Origin of the sequence: Streptomyces sp. NBC_01363 (assembly GCF_026340595.1) — a bacterium.
Classification (GTDB): Bacteria; Actinomycetota; Actinomycetes; order Streptomycetales; family Streptomycetaceae; genus Streptomyces.
In genome coordinates, this window is sequence record NZ_JAPEPF010000001.1 from 1,731,587 (window position 1) to 1,749,678 (window position 18,092).

Genomic DNA, 18,092 nt, shown 5'->3' on the forward strand with positions numbered 1-18,092 from the left:
TGTCGCGAAGGTCGCTGTTCACCGGCCTTCGGGCTGTGTTTCCATGCCGCAGTGAAGAGCGAGAGCGTATCCGGCGCAGATGTACCCCCGAGTGTCCGGAAGCGGACTGATCGCGACCTCGGTGACTGTGCGCGAGTGCTGGCAGAGGTCCATGGGCACGACGGCTATCCGGTGAACTGGCCCGACTCCCCGGGCGCATGGCTCACACCGCCATCGCTCATCGCCTCATGGGTGGCGGAACTGGACGGCCGCGTGGCCGGTCATATCGGCCTGTCCCGGAGCGGCGCGGGAGACGCGGCTCCCGGGCTGTGGAGCGCTCGCGCAGAGGTGAGTACCGACGCGACCGCCGTGGTCAGCCGACTGTTCGTCGCCCCGTGGGCGCGCGGCCGCGAGATCGGTGCGCTGCTGATGGGGCAGGCTGTCGCAGAAGCGCAGGTTCGCGGCTTGCATCCGGTGCTCGACGTGCTGGCTTCGGACACTGCGGCAGCAGCTCTGTACGAGCGGCTCGGCTGGCAGCTGCTGGCCACGGTCGAACAGCAGTGGAGCCCGGAGCAGAAGGTGACCGTCCGGTGTTATGCGGCGGCAACCTGAGGTGGTGCGCGGTGCGACCGTGAACAGGACGGCAGAGAGGGGGAGTTACCGGACTCGATGCAATGTTCTCGAATGTTCTGCTGTGCCGGTCAATGTTCTCGTGTGGTCCCGCGCGAGGCGGCATGCTTGTGGCGCGGGTGCGGAAGAGTTGGTGATGCTGGTGGCAACAGGGCCGAACACCATCGGGAGGCGACCATGGCACGACGACTCCGCTTCAACGGCACCGACAGCAAGAACGGCGGCTGCCCCGCTGTGCACGAAGATCTCGATTCCGGTGAGATCGGCGTCCAAGGAACGCCGCTCACCGATCCCGAGGACGTCGCTCAGCTCCAGCACTTCGGGCCCGGAGACGCCGCGGTCGTGGTGCCGCGTGAACTTCTCGTCCATCACGGCCCCAAGGAGGTAGCCCACGTGCCTGTGCTGATCGGCCTGGAGGAGTTCGGGCTCCTCTTCGAGACCTTCGAGCACTCGGCCTGGCACCTGGAGACCCGGCGGGGCTACGCGTCGGACAGGGGGGATCCCGAGTACGCGGAGTTCCTTGCGACCGGCACGGTGTCGTGCGACCTCGACAGCGAGTGGTGCGTGAACATCCGCCGACAGACGGCTGACGGAAAGTACGTGGGGCGGGTGCGTGTCGTCGACAGCCCGCCGACCGAAGGGCAGCTGTTTCTGCTCGGGTACTCGACGTGCAACGCGGCCACGGGCGAGGACGTGTGGAATCTGTGGCGCGAAGACGCGGAGCGGCTCCGGCTGCCCGCTGAAGACTTCTGGATCTTCGACAGCCGATTGGTGGCCGTGCTGCGCTTCGACGACGCGGACGTCTTCCATGATGTGGAGGTCATCACGGAGCCTGCCGAAGTCTTGCGGTACTGCCAGGTCCGCGATGCTGCGATGCACGGGGCGTCGCCCCATACCGAGTTCGCCGCACGGCTTGGTGCTGGCGTTGCCTGATACGCACTGACGAGCGGAACCGGTGAGCACAGACTTTCAGCAGGCCAGGGAGGCGCTCGGGCTGCGCCTGAGAGAGCTCAGGCTGTCAGTACCGGGAGGTCGGCTCACCGGAACGGAGCTTGCGCAGCGGCTCGGCTGGCCGCACTCCAAGGTGTACAAGCTGGAGAACGGCAGGCAGACCGCAACCGGCAGTGACCTGCGGGCCTGGGCCGAAGGAGTCGGCCGACCAGACGTGTTCGACGAACTGGACGCCCGGCTCAAGGGGTTCGAGTCCCAGATCCGGTCCTGGCGGCGTCAGCTGGCTGCCGGGCACCGGCCCGTGCAGGACGGCTGGAACCTGGAGGTCGGACGGTCCCGGACCATCCATGTCTGGGAGGAGGCCGTCGTGCCCGGCATGTTGCAGACGGCCGACTAGGCCGCGTACAAGGCCTCGATCTGTCTCTCGCAGGCTTCTTCCTTCTTGTCGGCTTCGGGCGGCGGTCCGTCAGTGTCCCCTCTCATCGCGGCCCCTGACGGTCGTCGTCGGAGGAAGCTTGATCTCCCACTCGGTTGTAGCCCTCCCCTGCCCGTCACGAACCTTGAAGCGAATCTCGGCGCCATGTGGGCTCTTCATGAGCACGGCGACGATGCCTGCCCACCGGACACGTTCTCGCAGCCAGTACGCGACCGCTCCCGCGATGGGCACCATCGTGAAGACCAACCACCACCCTTGGCCGCCCATACCGCTCACGGCTCCTCCTTGTCGACGACGACACCGCTTGCTCCCTTGGTAGAGCGTCGAGGTGCCGTCAGTGTCTAGAAGGGCGCTCGGAATTTCGGGCCCAAAAAATGGGAACTGGCTGGCGAAGGCCCGCTGTTAGGGTGGCCGAATGGCATCGGTAAGGAAGATCCAGATCACTTTCGACTGCGCGGATCCCGAGCGCGTCGCTCGTTTCTGGTGCGAGGTGCTGGGGTACGTCGCACCTCCGCCGCCGGAGGGGTTCGACACCTGGGACGCCTATAACGACTCACTGCCGCCCGAGGAGCGGGGTGCGTGGTTCGCGTGCTCCGATCCCACGGGTGAGGGCCCGCGCATGTACTTCCAGCGCGTTCCCGAAGGCAAGGTCGCCAAGAACCGGGTGCACGTCGACGTGCGGGCCGGCACCGGGCTCGTGGGTGCGGAGCGGCTGGCCGTGCTTGAGGCCGAACGCGATCGGCTGGTCGCGCTCGGCGCGGTGTGCACGAAGGTGCTGTATGCCGACGAGGACAACGAGTCGTGCATCAACATGCAGGACATCGAGGGCAACGAGTTCTGTCTCGACTGAGCATCCTCCGGCACAGAAAGAGGGGGCCCGCATGGCGCGGGCCCCCTCTTTGCGTGCGTTGCCGGGCCGGGCTACTTCTTGAAGGAGTAGTCCATGATCTTCTTCATGTCCGCGGTGCGGTTGGCCGCGCTCGACGAGCCGAGCACGGTGCCGATGACCGTCTTGCCGTTGCGGGTCGCGGCGAAGACCAGGCAGTACTTGGCCGACGGGCCGGAGCCGGTCTTCACACCGATGGCGCCGCTGTAGCTGCTGAGCATCGTGTTGGTGTTGGACCACGACATGTAGCGGTAGCCGCCGGACTTCGTGGTGACCTTCTGCTTGGTCGACTTGGTCTTGACGACCGAGCGGAAGGTGGAGCTCTTCATCGCGCTGCTGGCGATCTTCGTCAGGTCGCGCGGCGTCGAGTAGTTCGAGCCGTTCCCTATGCCGTCGAACGAGTCGAAGTGGGTGTTCTTCAGCCCGAGGGACTTGGCCTGGGCGTTCATCTTGCCGATGAACGACTTCACGCGGGCCGCGCGGGTGGAGCCGGAGCCGAACTTGTCGGCCAGCGCGTAGGCGGCGTCGCAGCCGGACGGCAGCATCAGGCCGTACAGCAGCTGGCGGACGGTGACCTTGTCGCCCACGATGAGACGGGCCGACGAGGCGCCCTTGGAGACGATGTAGTCGCTGTACGCCTTCTGGATCGTGACCTTGGAATCCAGGTTCAGGTTCTTCTGCGACAGCACCACCTTCGCCGTCATGATCTTGGTGGTGGAGCCGGTGGAACGACGGGTGTCCGCGGTCTTGGCGAACAGGGACTTCGCGGTGCCGTTGTTCATCACGTATCCGCCGGCGGCGGTGATCTTGGGGTTGGGCAGCGTGGCGGCCTGCGCGGTGGAGGCGAACGCGCTGCCCGCGATGACGGCGCCTGCCGTCAGCGCCACGGTGGCAGTGGCGGTGGCGCGGCTTATGCCCTTAATGCCGATTTTCAACTTGAACGCTCCAAATGCCCCTGGAATGCGGCCACATGTGGGTGCCGCTCGGTGGTGAGACTCATGAGAGCGGGGGATGGATGTGCTGATTCCTGGGGCAATTTCGGAGCTATTCGGGGCTACGGGTGATTCCGGCCATGATCGGTGGTGAAGCGTCCGTCCGGATCCCGAATCCGTTTCGCCATGCACGCATCTTGTATCTATGCTGTGTGCATGCCTGCCGCACCCCCTGCCGTGAAGCCTGCCGCGAAGCCCGTCGTGAAGTCCCCCATCAAGCAGCCACCCGCCGCCGAGCGCGTGTACGCCCACATCAAGGAGGCGGTCCTGCACCGCCGTTACGAGGGCGGCACGCTCCTCACCGAAGGAGACCTCGCGGAGGCCGTCGGGGTCTCCCGCACGCCGGTGCGCGAGGCGCTGCTGCGGCTGGAGGTCGAGGGGCTGATCAAGCTGTATCCGAAGAAGGGCGCCCTCGTCCTCGCCGTCTCCGCGCAGGAGATCGCCGATGTGGTGGAAACCCGGCTGCTGGTCGAGGAGTTCGCGGCGCGCAAGGCCGTGCCCGCCTCCGCGCAGCTGATCGGCCGGCTCGAAGAACTCCTGGAGGAGCAGCGGCAGCTGGCCGAGGCCGGGGATCTGGCGGAGGTGTCGGTGAAGGACCGCTGCTTCCACGCCGAGATCGTGCGCAACGCGGGCAACGACATCCTGTCGCGCCTCTACGACCAACTGCGCGACCGGCAGTTGCGGATGGGTGTCGCCGTGATGGAGGCGCACCCGGGGCGGATCGCCGCCAACATCACCGAGCACGGCGAGCTGCTGGAGGCGATCAGGGCCGGTGACGCGGACGGTGCCGCGCAGGTCGTGCGGCGCCATGTCAGCCGGGTCAAGGTGCTGGTCAGGGGTGAGGACCGGTGAGTTCTGCCGCCGCTCCCACCCTGTCCCTGCCCGGCGATCCACCCGGCGGCCGACGTGCCGCCCGGGTCTGGGGCATCGGGGTCGCCGTCTACTTCGTCGCCATCATCTTCCGCACCAGCCTGGGTGTCGCCGGGCTGGACGCCGCCGACCGGTTCCACGTCAACGCCTCCGCGCTCTCCACGTTCTCCATCCTTCAGCTGCTCGTCTACGCGGGCATGCAGATACCCGTCGGCCTGATGGTCGACCGGCTCGGCACCAAGAAGGTGCTCGCTCTCGGGGCCGTCCTGTTCACCCTCGGGCAGCTCGGCTTCGCGCTCTCCCCCTCGTACGGCATGGCGCTGGCGTCCAGGGCGCTGCTCGGCTGCGGTGACGCGATGACGTTCATCAGCGTGCTGCGGCTCGGCGCCCGCTGGTTCCCGGCCCGGCGCGGCCCGCTGATCGGCCAGGTCGCGGCGCTCTTCGGGATGGCGGGCAACCTCGTCTCGACGCTCTTCATCGCACGGGCCCTGCACGGGTTCGGCTGGACCACCACGTTCGTCGGCAGCTCCGTCGCCGGGGTCGTCGTCCTCGTCCTGCTCCTGTTGTTCCTGAAGGACCACCCCGAGGGCCATGAGCCGCCGCCCGCGGAGCACGCGGGTGCCGCCTATGTGCGCAAGCAGATCGCCGCTTCCTGGCGGGAGCCCGGCACCCGGCTCGGTATGTGGGTGCACTTCACCACGCAGTTCCCGGCCATGGTGTTCCTGCTGCTGTGGGGGCTGCCGTTCCTGGTGGAGGCGCAGGGGCTCAGCCGGTCCACCGCCGGGGAGCTGCTCACCCTGGTGGTGCTCTCCAACATGGCTTTCGGGCTGGTCTACGGGCAGATCATCGCCCGCCACCACGCGGCCCGCGCCCCGCTGGCCCTCGGTACGGTCGCGGTGACGGCGCTGCTCTGGGCGTCGGCCATCTTCTGTCCGGGCGACCATGCGCCGATGTGGCTGCTGATCGTGCTGTGCGTGGTGCTCGGCGCGTGCGGTCCGGCCTCGATGATCGGATTCGACTTCGCGCGGCCGGCGAATCCGCCGGAGCGGCAGGGCACCGCGTCGGGCATCGTCAACATGGGCGGCTTCGTCGCCTCGATGACCACGCTGTTCGCCGTCGGTGTGCTGCTGGACGCGACCGGCGACAACTACCGGATCGCGTTCGCCTCGGTCTTCGTGCTGGAGGCGCTCGGCGTCGTACAGATCCTGCGGCTGCACTCCAGGGCCACGCACCGCGAGCGGGACCACCATGTGGTCAGCCGCGTGGAGGCCGTGCACGTACCGGTGTGACCGCCCCGCGCGCCGGATCGGCGGCGCGCCCGTCCCTCGTGCGACGGGCGCCGCCGATCACGCCGTCACGGCACTACGCCGTCACGGCGTCACGGCGAAGTTCTGCAGGATCGCCGTCGCCAGGTCCTGATCGCCCTCGACCTTGATCCGCTCGGCGACCGTACCCGCGCGCACCCGCCCGCAGGCGAGGAGGAAGTACGTCTCCCAGTCCATCGCCAGCGTCACCGCGGGCCCGAGCGACGGCGAACCGTCCACCGAACCACGGCCCTCCGCGTCGACCCTGACGGTGCGCAGGAACTCCAGCGGCCCGTGCACATCGAGCACGATCGCCGAACTGGCCGGTGCCCCCGCGTCCTTGGCGACCACCTTCGGCAGCGCCTGCAGCAGGGTGTCCCGGACGACGGTGGCGCCGGGGGAGTCCAGATTGCCGGGCTGCCCCAGCGTCGCCCGCAGGTCCTGCTCATGCACCCAGACGTCGAAGGCGCGCATCCGCAGCGCCAGTTCGAGGGTCTGCTCGGCGCCGAGCGGCGCCCGGACCATGGTCTCGGGATCGCGCGTCTCGTTGCGCAGCTGACGCGCCCGCCGGATGATCGTGTACTCCAGCTCGGAGGTCATCTCCGGTGCGGTGTGGTGACGCCGCACATCGACCTGCATCTCCATGTACCGGGCGAAGTCGTTCTGCACGTGGTAGAGGTCGCGGGGCAGCGTGTGGATCGGGCGCGGGTCGCCGAGCTGCTCGGACTCCATGCCGATGACGTGCGAGACGATGTCGCGCACCGACCAGGCGGGGCATGGCGTACGGCGGTTCCACTCCCCCTCGGCGAGTGGCTTCACCAGCTCGGCTATCGACTCGATGGAGTGGGTCCAGGCATCGGCGTAGGTCTGGAGGCTGGGATGGACGGTCACGGGACCCCTCGTGCGGTTCTGCGGTGCATGGGCTGGAGAGCTTGGCGCGGGCGGCGGGCTGCGTGGGAGGTTCGTTCGCTAAGTTACGCTGCGAGCAGGCACCCCGGCAGTGCTTTCGTGTGACGATCGTAGGCCCGTGTTGACGGCTCGAATGCCAGGACGGTGGTAGTGTGCGCGCCTCCCTCATCCAGATCGCAGTAGACCCGGACGAATCCGTCAACGCCCGTAGGCAGCGTGCGGCTTCACTGGTCGCGGCCCAGCGCGGTGCGGATCTGGTGGTGCTTCCCGAGCTCTGGCCGGTCGGCGCCTTCGCGTATGCCGACTTCGCGGACGAGGCCGAACCGCTCCAGGGGCCCACCCACGACATCATGGCGAAGGCCGCGGTCGACGCCGGGGTCTGGCTGCATGCGGGCTCCTTCGTCGAGCGCGCCCCGGACGGCACCCTCTTCAACACCTCGCTGGTCTTCACGCCCGAGGGCGAGCGGGCCGCCGCGTACCGCAAGATCCACCGCTTCGGCTTCGACAAGGGCGAGGCGGTCATGATGGGCGCCGGCGAGGAACTGGTCACGGTCACCCTGCCACGGACCACGCTCGGCCTCGCCACCTGTTACGACCTGCGCTTCCCGGAGATGTTCCGCGGCCTGGTCGACGCGGGCGCCGGGACACTGATCGTCGTGGCGGGCTGGCCCGAGCGGCGCCGGGCCCACTGGACGCTGCTGGCGCAGGCCCGTGCCGTCGAGAACCAGTCGTACGTCCTGGCCGTCGGCACCGCGGGCACCCACGCCGGAGTCCAGCAGGCCGGGCACAGCATCGTCGTCGACCCGTGGGGCGAGGTGCTCGCGGAGGCGGGCGCGGACGAGGAGGTGCTCGGCGTGGAGTTCGACCCGGCGAGGGTGGCGACGACCCGTGAGCAGTTCCCGGCCCTCAAGGACCGCCGCCTGGGACTGGCCCCGCCCAGGCTCCGGTAGGACCGCTTCGTTTCACGTGAAACCGGGGCGGATCAGTCCTCGCGCTCCTTGTCCGCGAGCACGATGACGCAGACCGATACGGCGATGAGCAGTGCCGTGTCGGCGTCCTCCCGTACGACATCGATGCCGTAGGTGTCCCGGACGGTCAGCCGGCGCCGGGAGATCTGGGCCAGCAGTTCCCCGTCGTAGTCGATGGCGAACTCGCGGTCCAGGATCTTGCCGCTGACGTCGAGCTCGGTGCCGTCGACCAGCGTGACCCGGTAGTGGTTGCGCAGCAGCGACAGCCGCTTGCGCTTGATCCTGGCGAGCTGTTCGCCGTCGCGCTCGATGAGCATGGTGTCGCGCAGGCTGAGCAGCTTCTGCCGGATCTCGACCAGGATCCGGCCCTGTGCGTCCTTCAGCTCGAAGGTGTCCCGCACTCGCATGGCCTTGCCGTCGACGAGGAACACCTTGCGGCCGTCCGTGTCCTCGATCCAGTAGTCGTCACCGACGGCGAAGAGTCGTTCACGCACCAGGAATCTCATGGCTCACAGGGTGCCCGACGACCCTCCGGAATGTGTGCATTGCGGTCCACACAATCTGTGATCTGTACCTGCGCCTGTCCCTTGACCGGGACGGCAAGACCGCAATCGAACGGCAGGAAGCCGACTGCCGTGCATGGGCCGAACGTAACGGTCTGACCGTACGCAAGGTCCACATGGACAGGGGGCGCTCCGGCTACAAGGCCGTTGAGCGCAAGGGGTTTCGACGCCGCACTTGCGGCAGTCACCGCCGGAGTGGTCGGCACGCTGATCGTCTGGAAGTTGGATCGCCTGTCCCGCAAAGGAATCGGCCAGGTGGGCAAGGTGCTCGACGACATCGAAAAGGCGGGCGGCCGTTTCGTATCCGTCATCGACGGTCTCGACACATCGAACGACTCGGCCCGGATGATCGTCGCCATGCTCGCGGAGCTGGCACGGTCGGAGTCCAAGAACCTCGGTACGCGCGTGGGCCACGCGAAAAGGTACCTGCGCAGCAAGGGGCAGTGGATCGGGGGACAGCCGCCTTACGGGCTCAAGGTGGACCCGAAGACGAAGAAGCTCGTCCATGACCCCGAGGACGCCGTGTACGCCCGCCTGATCGCGGATGAGGCGCTGGCAGGCGTGTCCCTTGTGAAGATCGCGCGGTTGCTCAACGAGTACGACATCCCCTCACCGCGCGGCGGGCAGTGGAATGCAGCGAGCATCATGCAGCTCCTGCGGTCACCTGCGCTCGCTGGTCTCATGCCGGAGACAGAAACCGTTGAGACGGACGACGGGGAGAAGAAGTACACGGGACGGGTCTTCCCGTACCAGGATCCCGAGACGCTCGACACGGTGGAGATCGGCGAGGGGATCATCACGGTTGGCGAACGGGATCGCATCATCCGCCAATTCGAGTCACGCACCTTCGTGCATGCGGGCAAACGCCGTCCGAAGTCACAGGGCACGGCGCTGCTCACGGGGCTGGTGTTCTGCGGCGTACCGGGGTGTGGCAGCCGTATGCACCGTGTGGGCAACAGCTACCAGTGCTGGTCGCACCGCTCGGGCAATCAGTGCATCGGAGCGTCCGCGCTGGCCGATGCGGTCGACGTCTACGTGACCGAAAGGTTTCTGACCAAGGTCCCAGCACTCGACCTTGACGACCCTCTCCTGATCGCGATTGCGGATCGCTGGGTTCATCGTGTCGATCCGGAGACGTTCGCGAAGCGTGACGCCATCGCAGTCGAAGTCCAAGACGAAGAGGCCCGGTTGGCGGACCTCGAAGACGCACGCTACGTGCGCGGCGAGTTCACCGGTCCTGCGGCGATTGACCGCTACAACCGGCTGACCGAGCGGCTGCGTGGCCGCATCGACGGCTTGCGTGATGATCTTGGCAAGCTGCCGATGCCGTCGATGGACGTAAGGCCGATGCTTGATGCTGTCCAGCTCCGTGAGGCGTGGGGTGACTTCACAGTCGATGACCGCCGCGATCGTCTGTCGCTCGCCATCGATCGCGTGGAAGTCAGCAAGGGCAAGCGTGGGGCTCGGCTCATTCCGGAGCAGCGTATCCGGATCCGCTGGGCCGGCCTGACGGAGGCGGAAGTCCTGTAGCCCCGGCTTGGAGCCTTTCGCGGCTCGTCGCTGAGAATCTTGGTGACGGGCCGTTCGCCTGCCTTGAGAGCGTGCGCAGCTCCTGCACGCCTTCCCGACCACTCGTCGGCCCCTCCAGCGCACGGGCGGGGCGCTCTGTCTTGTCCTCAGAAACGATGCCTGCGATGCCGCTGAGGCTTCCGCCTTGCTGGTGTCACCCATGAACGTGCGTTTCCTCTGTGGTGGCACTCTTGAACCATGAACGATGCGACTCCCACCCCCGCTCCGCGCCGAGCCCGCGTCCGTGCCCCCGAGCTGGTCGGGAAGGGCGGCTGGCTCAACACTGGTGGGAAGGATCTGACGCTCGCGGATCTACGAGGCAAGTGTGCCGTTCTAGATTTCTGGACCTTCTGCTGCGTGAACTGCCTGCATGTCCTCGATGAGCTGCGCGAGCTGGAGGAGAAGCATCGCGACACCTTGGTGATCATCGGGGTGCACTCGCCGAAGTTCGTCCACGAGGCCGAGCACCAGGCCGTCGTCGACGCCGTCGAGCGGTACGAGGTCCACCACCCGGTCCTCGACGATCCGGAACTGGCGACCTGGAAGCAGTACGCCGTACGGGCCTGGCCCACGCTCGTCGTCATCGACCCCGAGGGCTATGTCGTCGCCCAGCACGCCGGCGAGGGCCATGCGCACGCCATCGAGAAGCTGGTCGAGGAGCTGGAGGCCGAGCACGCGGCGAAGGGCACGCTGCGCCGCGGCGACGGCCCCTATGTCGCACCCGAACCGGTCGCCACGCATCTGCGCTTCCCCGGCAAGGCGCTGCTCCTGCCCGACGGCGGCTTCCTCGTCTCCGACACCACCCGTCACCGCCTGGTCGAGATCGAACGTGACAGTGAAACGGTTCGCCGTCACATCGGATCAGGGGACAGGGGGTTCGCCGACGGCGCCCCCGACGAGGCCCGGTTCTCCGAGCCGCAGGGCCTCGCCGTGCTTCCCGACGGCCGGATCGCGGTCGCCGACACGGTCAATCACGCCATCCGCGCCCTCGACCTCGGCACCGGGGTGACGACGACGCTCGCCGGCACCGGTCGCCAGTGGTGGCAGGGCTCGCCGCCGTCCGGGCCGGCCCGCGGGGTCGACCTCTCCTCCCCCTGGGACGTCGCCTGGTTCGCGGACCGGCTGTGGATCGCCATGGCGGGCGTGCACCAGCTGTGGACGTACGACCCCGCGACGGAGACCGTCCAGGTCGCCGCGGGTACCACCAACGAGGGCCTGGTCGACGGGGAGGCCGCCGAGGCGTGGTTCGCCCAGCCGTCCGGGCTCGCCACGTCCGCCGACGGGGAGCGGCTCTGGGTCGCCGACTCGGAGACGTCCGCCCTGCGGTACGTCGAGCGCGACGGATCCGGCTTCGCCGTCCGTACGGCCGTCGGCACCGGACTCTTCGACTTCGGACACCGCGACGGCGCCGCCGGGCAGGCCCTGTTCCAGCACCCGCTGGGGGTGACCGCGCTGCCCGACGGGTCCGTCGCCGTCTGCGACACGTACAACCACGCGCTGCGGCGCTACGACCCCGGGAGCGGTGAGGTCACCACCCTGGCCACGGATCTGCGCGAGCCGAGCGACGCCGTGCTGGTCGACGGCGATCTCGTGGTCGTCGAGTCCGCCCGGCACCGGCTGACCCGGCTGCGGCTCCCCGAGGAGGCCGTACGCGTCGCCGACCGCGCCCACCGCACCCGGCGCGCGGCCACCGAGATCGCCCCGGGCACGCTCCGGCTCGATGTGGTCTTCCAGGCGCCCGCCGGGCAGAAGCTGGACACCCGGTACGGCCCCTCGACCCGGCTGCTGGTCTCGGCGACCCCGCCGGAGCTGCTGGCCGAGGGCGCGGGCCCCGGTACCGACCTCTTCCGCGACCTGGTCCTCGCCGAGGGCGTCGCCGAGGGCGTCGCCGAGGGCGTCCTGCACGTGTCGGCCATGGCGGCGTCCTGCGACGACGACCCCTCGAACGAGTACCCGGCCTGCCATGTCCACCAGCAGGACTGGGGCGTCCCCGTCCGCGTGAGCGCACAGGGCACGCCCCGGCTGCCGCTGGTGCTGGCCGGAATGGACGAGCAGGCCTGACCTCCCGCAGTCTCCCGGGCGCTTTCCTGATCGCGTCCGGGAGGGGGCTCACCCGTTGTCGGTGAGCCGTCGGACCGCCTCCTCGTACCGCTTGCGGTACTCCGGCTCGGCCGTCACCCGCAGCAGCGCCTGGAGGGCCCGTACCGCGCCGGTGTCGTATCCGGCGGACTCCGCCTCCCCGGCCGCCCGGTCCAGCAGCCGGATCCCGTCGTTCTCCTCGCCGAGCGCCAGACGGGCCTCGCCGCTGATGGTCAGCAGCAGCACCCGGCGGGCGACCTCCTCGTGCTCGGGCCCCAGGTCGAGCGCCGTCCGGACGGATTCGAGGGCTTCGTGCGGCCGGTTCGCGGTGAGCTGCATCCGGGCGAGGTGCTGGAGCGCCAGCATCTCGGTGTGCGCGTCCCGTTCCTCACGGGCCAGGTCGACAGCCCGCCCGCAGCCCTCCAGAGCCGTGTCGAGCTCTCCCTGATCGGCCTGGACGACGGCGAGGTTGATCAGTGCGGTCGCCTCGCCGAGCCGGTCGCCGGCCCGCCGGGCCAGAACGGGCGAGCGTTCCAGCAGGGTGACGGCCTCGGTGGCCCTGCCCTCCTCGGTCAGCACCCAGCCCAGCAGGTTGAGCACCCTCGACTCGGCGTACGCGTCGTCGTGGGCGCGGGCGGAGTCCAGCGCCAGTTCCAGCAGCGGGGACCAGTTGTCCCGCACCCGCCACACCACCTGCGGCCACTGGAGCAGGATGATCCGCCACGCCCGGTCGTGGAATCCGGCGGTCCGGGCCGCGTCGGCGGCCAGTGCCAGATCGTCGCGTTCGGCCGCCAGCCAGTGCATCGCCGCCGCCCGGTCGACGAAGTCCCGTACGGCGACCGGGCGGTGGTAGTCCTCCGGCAGGACGAAGCAGGGCTCGCCGCCCGGCTCGGCCGTGTCGGCGGCGGCGAGCGCGGTGGCGATGTAGTGGTCGAGGACACCGATGAGCGCCTCGGACCCGCCCGCGGGGTCCATGCCGCGGGCGTAGAGGCGCACCAGATCGTGCAGCACCCAGCGCCCCGGCGCCGTCTCGGTGACGAGATGGGCGGCGGCGAGCCGTTCCAGCGCCGCCGTGGCGACGACCGGGTCGGTGCCGGCGAGCGCGGCGGCCGTGTACGGGTCGAAGTGGCTGCCGGGGTGGTGGCCGAGCCGGGCGAGCTGGTGGACGGCGTCCTGCGGCAGCTGCTGCACGGTCAGCCGCAGCGCGGCCGAGACACCGGTGTCGTCCACGTCGAGGTAGGTCAGCCGGCTGCGCTCGTCGGCCAGTTCGTCCGCGAGACCGGCCAGCGTCCGGGTCGGGCGCCCGGCCAGCCGGGCCGCGGTGACCCGGAGGGCGAGTGGCAGCCCTCCGCAGAGTTCGGCGAGCCGACGGGCCGCGACCGGTTCGGCGAGCACCCGGTCCTCACCGAGCACACCGGCCAGCAGGGCCGTGCCGTCCGGCGGTTCGAGCACGTCGAGCGGTACGGGACGGGCCGCGTCCGAGGCGATGAGGCCTTCCAGCCGGTGCCTGCTGGTGACCAGCGTGACGCAGTCGGTGCCGCCCGGCAGCAGCGGCCGGACGGTGGCGGAGTGGCGGGCGTTGTCGAGTACGACGAGCAGACGGCGCCGGTCGGTCAGTGACCGGAAGAGCGCGGCCGCGGCCGCGACGGACTCCGGGACGCGGCGGGGCGCGACGCCGAGCGCCAGCAGGAACTCGCGCAGGACTTCGACGAGTGCGGGCTCACCGGTGTCGCTGAACCCGCGCAGATCGGCGAAGAGCCGTCCGTCCGGGAAGGCGGCCGGGTTGCGGTGCGCCCACTGCAGGGCCAGCGCGGTTTTGCCCACCCCGGCCGGTCCGGTGACCAGGCAGACGGGTGCCTCGCCCGCCGCGGCCCGGGTGAGGGCGGCCAGTTCGGCGGTCCGCCCCTGGAAGCCGCGGGGCGCGCGGGGCAGCAGATCGGTGGGGTGCGGCTCGCCGGCGAGGGACGGCACGGGGAGGGGGCGGCGCGGCGCGGGACTGGGGGCGCCGCCAGTACCGCCGCCCGTATCGCCGCCAGTACCGCCGGGCCGCTCGTCCGGGCGGTCGGCCGGTGCCGCCGCGGTCCCACCGTCCGTTCCGGCCCGTCGGTCCGCCGCCGGGCGGGCCGCGGGCACGGCCCCGTTCCCGGAGCCGCCGCTGTCACCGCCGCCCGACCGGACCGGGCCGCGGGCTGTCGTCCCCGGACCGCCGGGCGCGTTCCGTCCGCCCTCCCGTCCGGCGTCCGGCCCGGGGTCGCCGCGCAGGATCAGCGCGTACGCGTCGGCGAGTTCGTGTCCGGGATCGATCCCCAGCTCGTCGGCGAGCAGCCGCCTCGTGCGGTGGAACCAGTCCAGTGCCTCCGACTGACGTCCCGCCCGGTACAGGGCCGTCATCAGGGCCGCCGCCAGCGACTCCCGCATCGGATGCGCGACGGCCTCCGACCGCAGTACCGCCGCCGCCCGGTTGTGCTCCCCCAGCGCGGCGTAGGCGCGCGCCAGTTGCTCGACCGTCGCCAGCCGCGACTCCTCCAGCGAGTGCGCGGCCGCCTGGAGCGGCCGTCCGGCGAACGCGCCGCTGAGCGCCGGGCCCTGCCACAGGGACAGGGCCTCCTTGAGCATCAGTACCGCGTCGGCGGGGCTGCGCTGCCCCCGCGCCAGCGTCAGCAGCTCCTCGAAGCGCTGCGAGTCCAGCAGGGTCTCCGGCAGCCGCAGCACATACGCGTCGCCGAGCGTGACCAGCTCCACCCCGTACGCCTCCGCGTCCGCACCCACCAGCAGGGCGCGCAGCCGGGACACATGCCCCTGGATGACGCTGCGGGCGTGCAGCGGCGGTGTGTCGTCCCACAGGGAGTCCGTCAGCCTGGTGATGGAGACGGGGGTGTTGGCGGACAGCAACAGCGCGGCGAGCAGACTGCGGCGTTTGGCGGGGCCGAGCGGCAGCGGCCCGGTGAACGTGTCGACGGAGACGGTGCCGAGCAGCCGGAACTCCACGAGCAGCTTCCCTTCCGGGCGGGATGCGCCCGGGGCCGGGCACGGGAAAGTCCCAGGATATCGGGGGTGCCGGGGAGTCGGCGACGGGTCGTGCCCGATCGGCGGGGTGCGAGCGGAACGGCGTCGTCGGCCGGGCCGGCGCGCCTCGCGCACCGGCCCGTCGATGGCCTCGCGGCGGGTGGCTCAGCCCGCCAGGAACGCCGTCAGCGCGTTGGCCAGCAGATACGGGTCGTCCGCCCCGCACAGCTCGCGGGCGCTGTGCATCGACAGGATCGCGACGCCGATGTCCACGGTCTGGATCCCGTGCCGGGCAGCGGTGATCGGGCCGATCGTGGTGCCGCACGGCATCGAGTTGTTGGAGACGAACGACTGCCACGGCACGTCCGCCTTCCGGCACGCCGCCGCGAACACGGCCCGGCCGCTGCCGTCGGTCGCGTACCGCATATTGACGTTGACCTTGAGGATCGGTCCGCCGTTGGCCACCGGGTGGTGGGTCGGGTCGTGGCGCTCGGCGTAGTTGGGGTGGATCGCGTGACCGGTGTCGGAGGAGAGACAGACGGTCCCGGCGAAGGCACGGGCGCGGTCCTCGTACGTCCCGCCGCGCGCGAAGACGGAACGCTCCAGGACGGTGCCGAGCAGCGGCCCGTCGGCGCCGGTGTCGGACTGCGAGCCGTTCTCCTCGTGGTCGAAGGCGGCCATGACCGGGATGTACGGAAGCTCCTCGTCCGGCTGCCCGGCGACGGCGCCGAGTGCGGCGGTCGCCGCGTGCACGGAGAGCAGGTTGTCCATCCTGGGACCGGCCAGCAGTTCGCGGTCCCGGCCCAGGTAGGCGGGCGGCTCGACGGCGTGCGGCATCAGGTCCCAGCCGGTCACGTCCTCGGCGTCGACGCCGGCCTCCTCGGCGACGAACCGGATCAGGTCGCCCTCCTCGACGTCCCCGAGCCCCCAGATCGGCTGCATGTGCTTCTGCCGGTCGAGCTTCAGCCCGTCGGGGTTGGCCGACCGGTCCAGGTGCACGGCCAGCTGCGGTACGCGCAGCAGCGGCCGGTCGATGTTCACCAGCCGGTGCGTGCCGTCGCGCAGCGAGATCCGGCCGGCCAGGCCGAGGTCCCGGTCGAGCCAGGTGTTGAGCAGCGTCCCGCCGTAGACCTCCACGGCGACCTGCCGCCAGCCGTGCGCCCCGGTGTCGGGCAGCGGCTTGACCCGCAGGTTCGGCGAGTCCGTGTGCGCCCCGACGATCCGGAACGGGGTGTGCGCCTCGGCGCCCTCCGGCACGTACCAGGCCACGATCGCACCGCCGCGCAGGACGTACTTGCCCCCGCTGGTCCCGTCCCAGGCCGCGGTCTCCTCGACCTGCCGGAACCCGGCCTTCTCCAGCCGGGCGGCCGCGGTCGCCACGGCGTGGTACGGGGAGGGGGAGGCCATCAGGAAGGCCATCAGATCGTCGGTGTGACCGCGGTCGAAGCGGAGGGAGGAACTCATGTTCCTCACTGTAACGAGACCGGACCGGGCGGCTTCACCACCGTCGCACGAGGGCGTCCGCTCAATGTCCCGGGAGGGCCGCCGAGGGCTTCTCGCCGTTCTGGGCCTGCTGCGCGCGCTCGGCGAACATGGCCGCGAACGCCTTGACCTCCTTGTCGGGGACGGCCGATTTGCCCTGGGTTCCGGTGCTGATGCCCAGGACGGTCGTCCCGACCCGGATCTGCGCGATCGTGCCCGGTCCGCCCATGGTGCCGACCGCGGCGCGGTCGGCCTCGCGCTCGGCGCCCGGACTGCCGAGGTCCACCTTCTCGGCGTCCTGGCCGACCCGGTCCCCGCCGTACCACTTGATCAGGACGTCGTACGCGGCGTCCGCGGCCTTCCCGTCCTTGTAGGCGAGGACCCAGAAATTCAGGGTGGTCGCGTCCGCCTTGCGCGCGAAGGCGGACGAACCCCAGGACGTGGCCGTGCGGCAGGCCGTCTCCCGCTGCTCCTTCGTCCTGGACACGCAGACCGGCGGCGGGTACTCGGGGACCGGCTTCAGGGCCGCCGGCTTCATGGACATCCGCCAGCCCGGTACGGCTTTCGCGTCCGGCAGCACCGAGGCGACCTGCCCCTTGCCGAGCGCCGCCGCCTTGGCGTCGTCACCGCCCCCGCCCCCGCAGCCCGCGAGCAGCAGCACCGCCGCCCCGGCCGCCAGGAGCCGCCCCCGCCCCGCTCGCGTACCCACGAAACCCTTGGCCCCCATGAGTGAACCCGCCCCCTCCGGCTACCGGACGTCCGATCTTAGAGAGGATCGGTGCCGTCGGTCGGGACCAGGTCTACAGCCGGTCGATGGCGGTCAGGTCGATGTCGATGTCGTACGGGACGGAGAGCTTCAACCGGTCGTCGTGGACGCCGGTGGAGACGTACTTCTTGTTGACCGGGTCCAGCGCGTACGTCCAGACCACGGGCCGGCCGCTCGCGGACATCTCGACGAGCCAGAAGTTCTGGATGCCGGCCCCGGCGTACTTGTGCGGCTTGGTGTCGCGGTCCCGCGACTCGGAATCGGGCGAGACGACCTCGACGGCGAGCAGGACATCGGCGGCCTGGTAGCGGGTCTGGCGCTGGTCCCCGTCCGCTTCGGCCGTCACCACGACGAGGTCGGGTTCCGGTGCGTTGCGCTTGTCGAGGACGACGGCCATTTCGCGGCGGACCCGCAGATCTTCCGGGACGTGGCCGCGCAGCCCCTGCTCCAGCAAATACATCGCCAGCGTGTGGAACTTCCGCCGCGGACTCACGAAAACCAGACTCCCGTCGATCAGCTCTGTGTGCGGCGGGAGGTCGTGAAGTGCGAACAGGTCGTCCACGGTGTAGCCGTCCGGCGGCGGGACCGGCCACCTGGAGCCGCCCGGCTGACGGTGCAGCGAGTCGGGCAGTGCCTCGGCGGTCATGGTTCCTCCCATGGACGGGATTCTGAGCCCTGCAGCCAGCGTACCCAGCTGATACG

Annotated in this window: 16 protein-coding genes and 2 pseudogenes; 10 read left to right on the forward strand and 8 right to left on the reverse strand. The window is 70.1% G+C overall.

Annotated elements, in window-relative coordinates:
* Positions 1-135: 135 nt before the first annotated feature.
* From OG611_RS08160 to OG611_RS08170, 3 genes and pseudogenes are all read left to right on the forward strand, one after another.
* A complete protein-coding gene (locus OG611_RS08160; RefSeq protein WP_266416972.1) occupies positions 136-591 on the forward strand; it encodes a GNAT family N-acetyltransferase in 456 nt (151 codons plus the stop codon).
* Positions 592-786: 195 nt separating this feature from the next.
* Positions 787-1,542, forward strand: coding sequence for a DUF6879 family protein (locus OG611_RS08165; protein ID WP_266416975.1), 756 nt, complete (start codon positions 787-789; stop codon positions 1,540-1,542).
* A gap of 22 nt (positions 1,543-1,564) precedes the next feature.
* Positions 1,565-1,954, forward strand: a pseudogene (locus OG611_RS08170) (helix-turn-helix domain-containing protein); the annotation flags it as partial.
* A 72-nt stretch (positions 1,955-2,026) separates the two neighbouring features.
* Here the strand turns inward: OG611_RS08170 and OG611_RS08175 are convergent.
* Positions 2,027-2,272: a hypothetical protein gene (locus OG611_RS08175; RefSeq protein ID WP_266416977.1), complete on the reverse strand. Its 246-nt coding sequence runs from the start codon at positions 2,270-2,272 to the stop codon at positions 2,027-2,029.
* Positions 2,273-2,411: 139 nt separating this feature from the next.
* On the opposite strand from OG611_RS08175, the gene OG611_RS08180 reads away from it, so the two are divergent.
* Positions 2,412-2,846, forward strand: coding sequence for a VOC family protein (locus OG611_RS08180; RefSeq protein ID WP_266416978.1), 435 nt, complete (start codon positions 2,412-2,414; stop codon positions 2,844-2,846).
* 71 nt (positions 2,847-2,917) lie between these two features.
* On the opposite strand, the gene OG611_RS08185 is transcribed toward OG611_RS08180, so the two are convergent.
* On the reverse strand, positions 2,918-3,817 hold the full coding sequence (locus OG611_RS08185; RefSeq protein ID WP_266416980.1) for a D-alanyl-D-alanine carboxypeptidase family protein: 900 nt from the start codon (positions 3,815-3,817) through the stop codon (positions 2,918-2,920).
* 213 nt (positions 3,818-4,030) lie between these two features.
* Between OG611_RS08185 and OG611_RS08190 the strand changes: the two genes are divergently transcribed.
* Together OG611_RS08190 and OG611_RS08195 are read left to right on the forward strand one after the other, a co-directional pair.
* Complete coding sequence (locus OG611_RS08190; RefSeq protein ID WP_266416981.1) at positions 4,031-4,726, forward strand: GntR family transcriptional regulator; 696 nt, start codon at positions 4,031-4,033, stop codon at positions 4,724-4,726.
* Complete coding sequence (locus OG611_RS08195) at positions 4,723-6,033, forward strand: nitrate/nitrite transporter (RefSeq protein ID WP_266416982.1); 1,311 nt, start codon at positions 4,723-4,725, stop codon at positions 6,031-6,033. Before OG611_RS08190 ends, OG611_RS08195 begins: the two co-directional genes overlap by 4 nt.
* Positions 6,034-6,114: 81 nt before the next feature.
* On the opposite strand, the gene OG611_RS08200 is transcribed toward OG611_RS08195, so the two are convergent.
* Positions 6,115-6,939 carry a maleylpyruvate isomerase family mycothiol-dependent enzyme gene (locus OG611_RS08200; protein WP_266416983.1) on the reverse strand — a complete coding sequence of 275 codons (825 nt, stop codon included), beginning with the start codon at positions 6,937-6,939 and terminating at the stop codon, positions 6,115-6,117.
* A gap of 170 nt (positions 6,940-7,109) precedes the next feature.
* Here OG611_RS08200 and OG611_RS08205 point away from each other — a divergent pair, with 170 nt between their 5' ends.
* Entirely contained in the window at positions 7,110-7,907 is a 798-nt protein-coding gene (locus OG611_RS08205; protein ID WP_266416986.1) for a carbon-nitrogen family hydrolase, read from the forward strand.
* A gap of 32 nt (positions 7,908-7,939) precedes the next feature.
* On the opposite strand, the gene OG611_RS08210 is transcribed toward OG611_RS08205, so the two are convergent.
* Positions 7,940-8,431, reverse strand: a complete 492-nt coding sequence (locus tag OG611_RS08210; RefSeq protein WP_266416988.1) for an LURP-one-related/scramblase family protein — start codon at positions 8,429-8,431, stop codon at positions 7,940-7,942.
* 32 nt (positions 8,432-8,463) lie between these two features.
* On the opposite strand from OG611_RS08210, the pseudogene OG611_RS40880 reads away from it, so the two are divergent.
* The 3 genes and pseudogenes from OG611_RS40880 to OG611_RS08220 form a co-directional block, all read left to right on the forward strand.
* A pseudogene (locus tag OG611_RS40880) lies at positions 8,464-8,631 on the forward strand (recombinase family protein); the annotation flags it as partial.
* Positions 8,632-8,635: 4 nt separating this feature from the next.
* A complete protein-coding gene (locus tag OG611_RS08215; protein WP_266416990.1) occupies positions 8,636-10,018 on the forward strand; it encodes a recombinase family protein in 1,383 nt (460 codons plus the stop codon).
* A gap of 237 nt (positions 10,019-10,255) precedes the next feature.
* Complete coding sequence (locus tag OG611_RS08220; RefSeq protein WP_266416993.1) at positions 10,256-12,118, forward strand: NHL domain-containing thioredoxin family protein; 1,863 nt, start codon at positions 10,256-10,258, stop codon at positions 12,116-12,118.
* Between the two features lie 48 nt (positions 12,119-12,166).
* On the opposite strand, the gene OG611_RS08225 is transcribed toward OG611_RS08220, so the two are convergent.
* The 4 genes from OG611_RS08225 to OG611_RS08240 all read right to left on the reverse strand — a co-directional run bounded on the left by OG611_RS08225 (position 12,167) and on the right by OG611_RS08240 (position 18,048).
* The gene (locus OG611_RS08225) at positions 12,167-15,124 is read right to left on the reverse strand and encodes a BTAD domain-containing putative transcriptional regulator (protein WP_266416995.1); all 2,958 of its coding nucleotides are present in this window, start codon (positions 15,122-15,124) and stop codon (positions 12,167-12,169) included.
* A 183-nt stretch (positions 15,125-15,307) separates the two neighbouring features.
* Positions 15,308-16,606 carry a M18 family aminopeptidase gene (locus OG611_RS08230; protein WP_266416997.1) on the reverse strand — a complete coding sequence of 433 codons (1,299 nt, stop codon included), beginning with the start codon at positions 16,604-16,606 and terminating at the stop codon, positions 15,308-15,310.
* A 61-nt stretch (positions 16,607-16,667) separates the two neighbouring features.
* Complete coding sequence (locus tag OG611_RS08235) at positions 16,668-17,351, reverse strand: hypothetical protein (protein WP_266417000.1); 684 nt, start codon at positions 17,349-17,351, stop codon at positions 16,668-16,670.
* Positions 17,352-17,424: 73 nt separating this feature from the next.
* The gene (locus OG611_RS08240) at positions 17,425-18,048 is read right to left on the reverse strand and encodes a Uma2 family endonuclease (RefSeq protein WP_266417003.1); all 624 of its coding nucleotides are present in this window, start codon (positions 18,046-18,048) and stop codon (positions 17,425-17,427) included.
* Positions 18,049-18,092 lie beyond the last annotated feature (44 nt).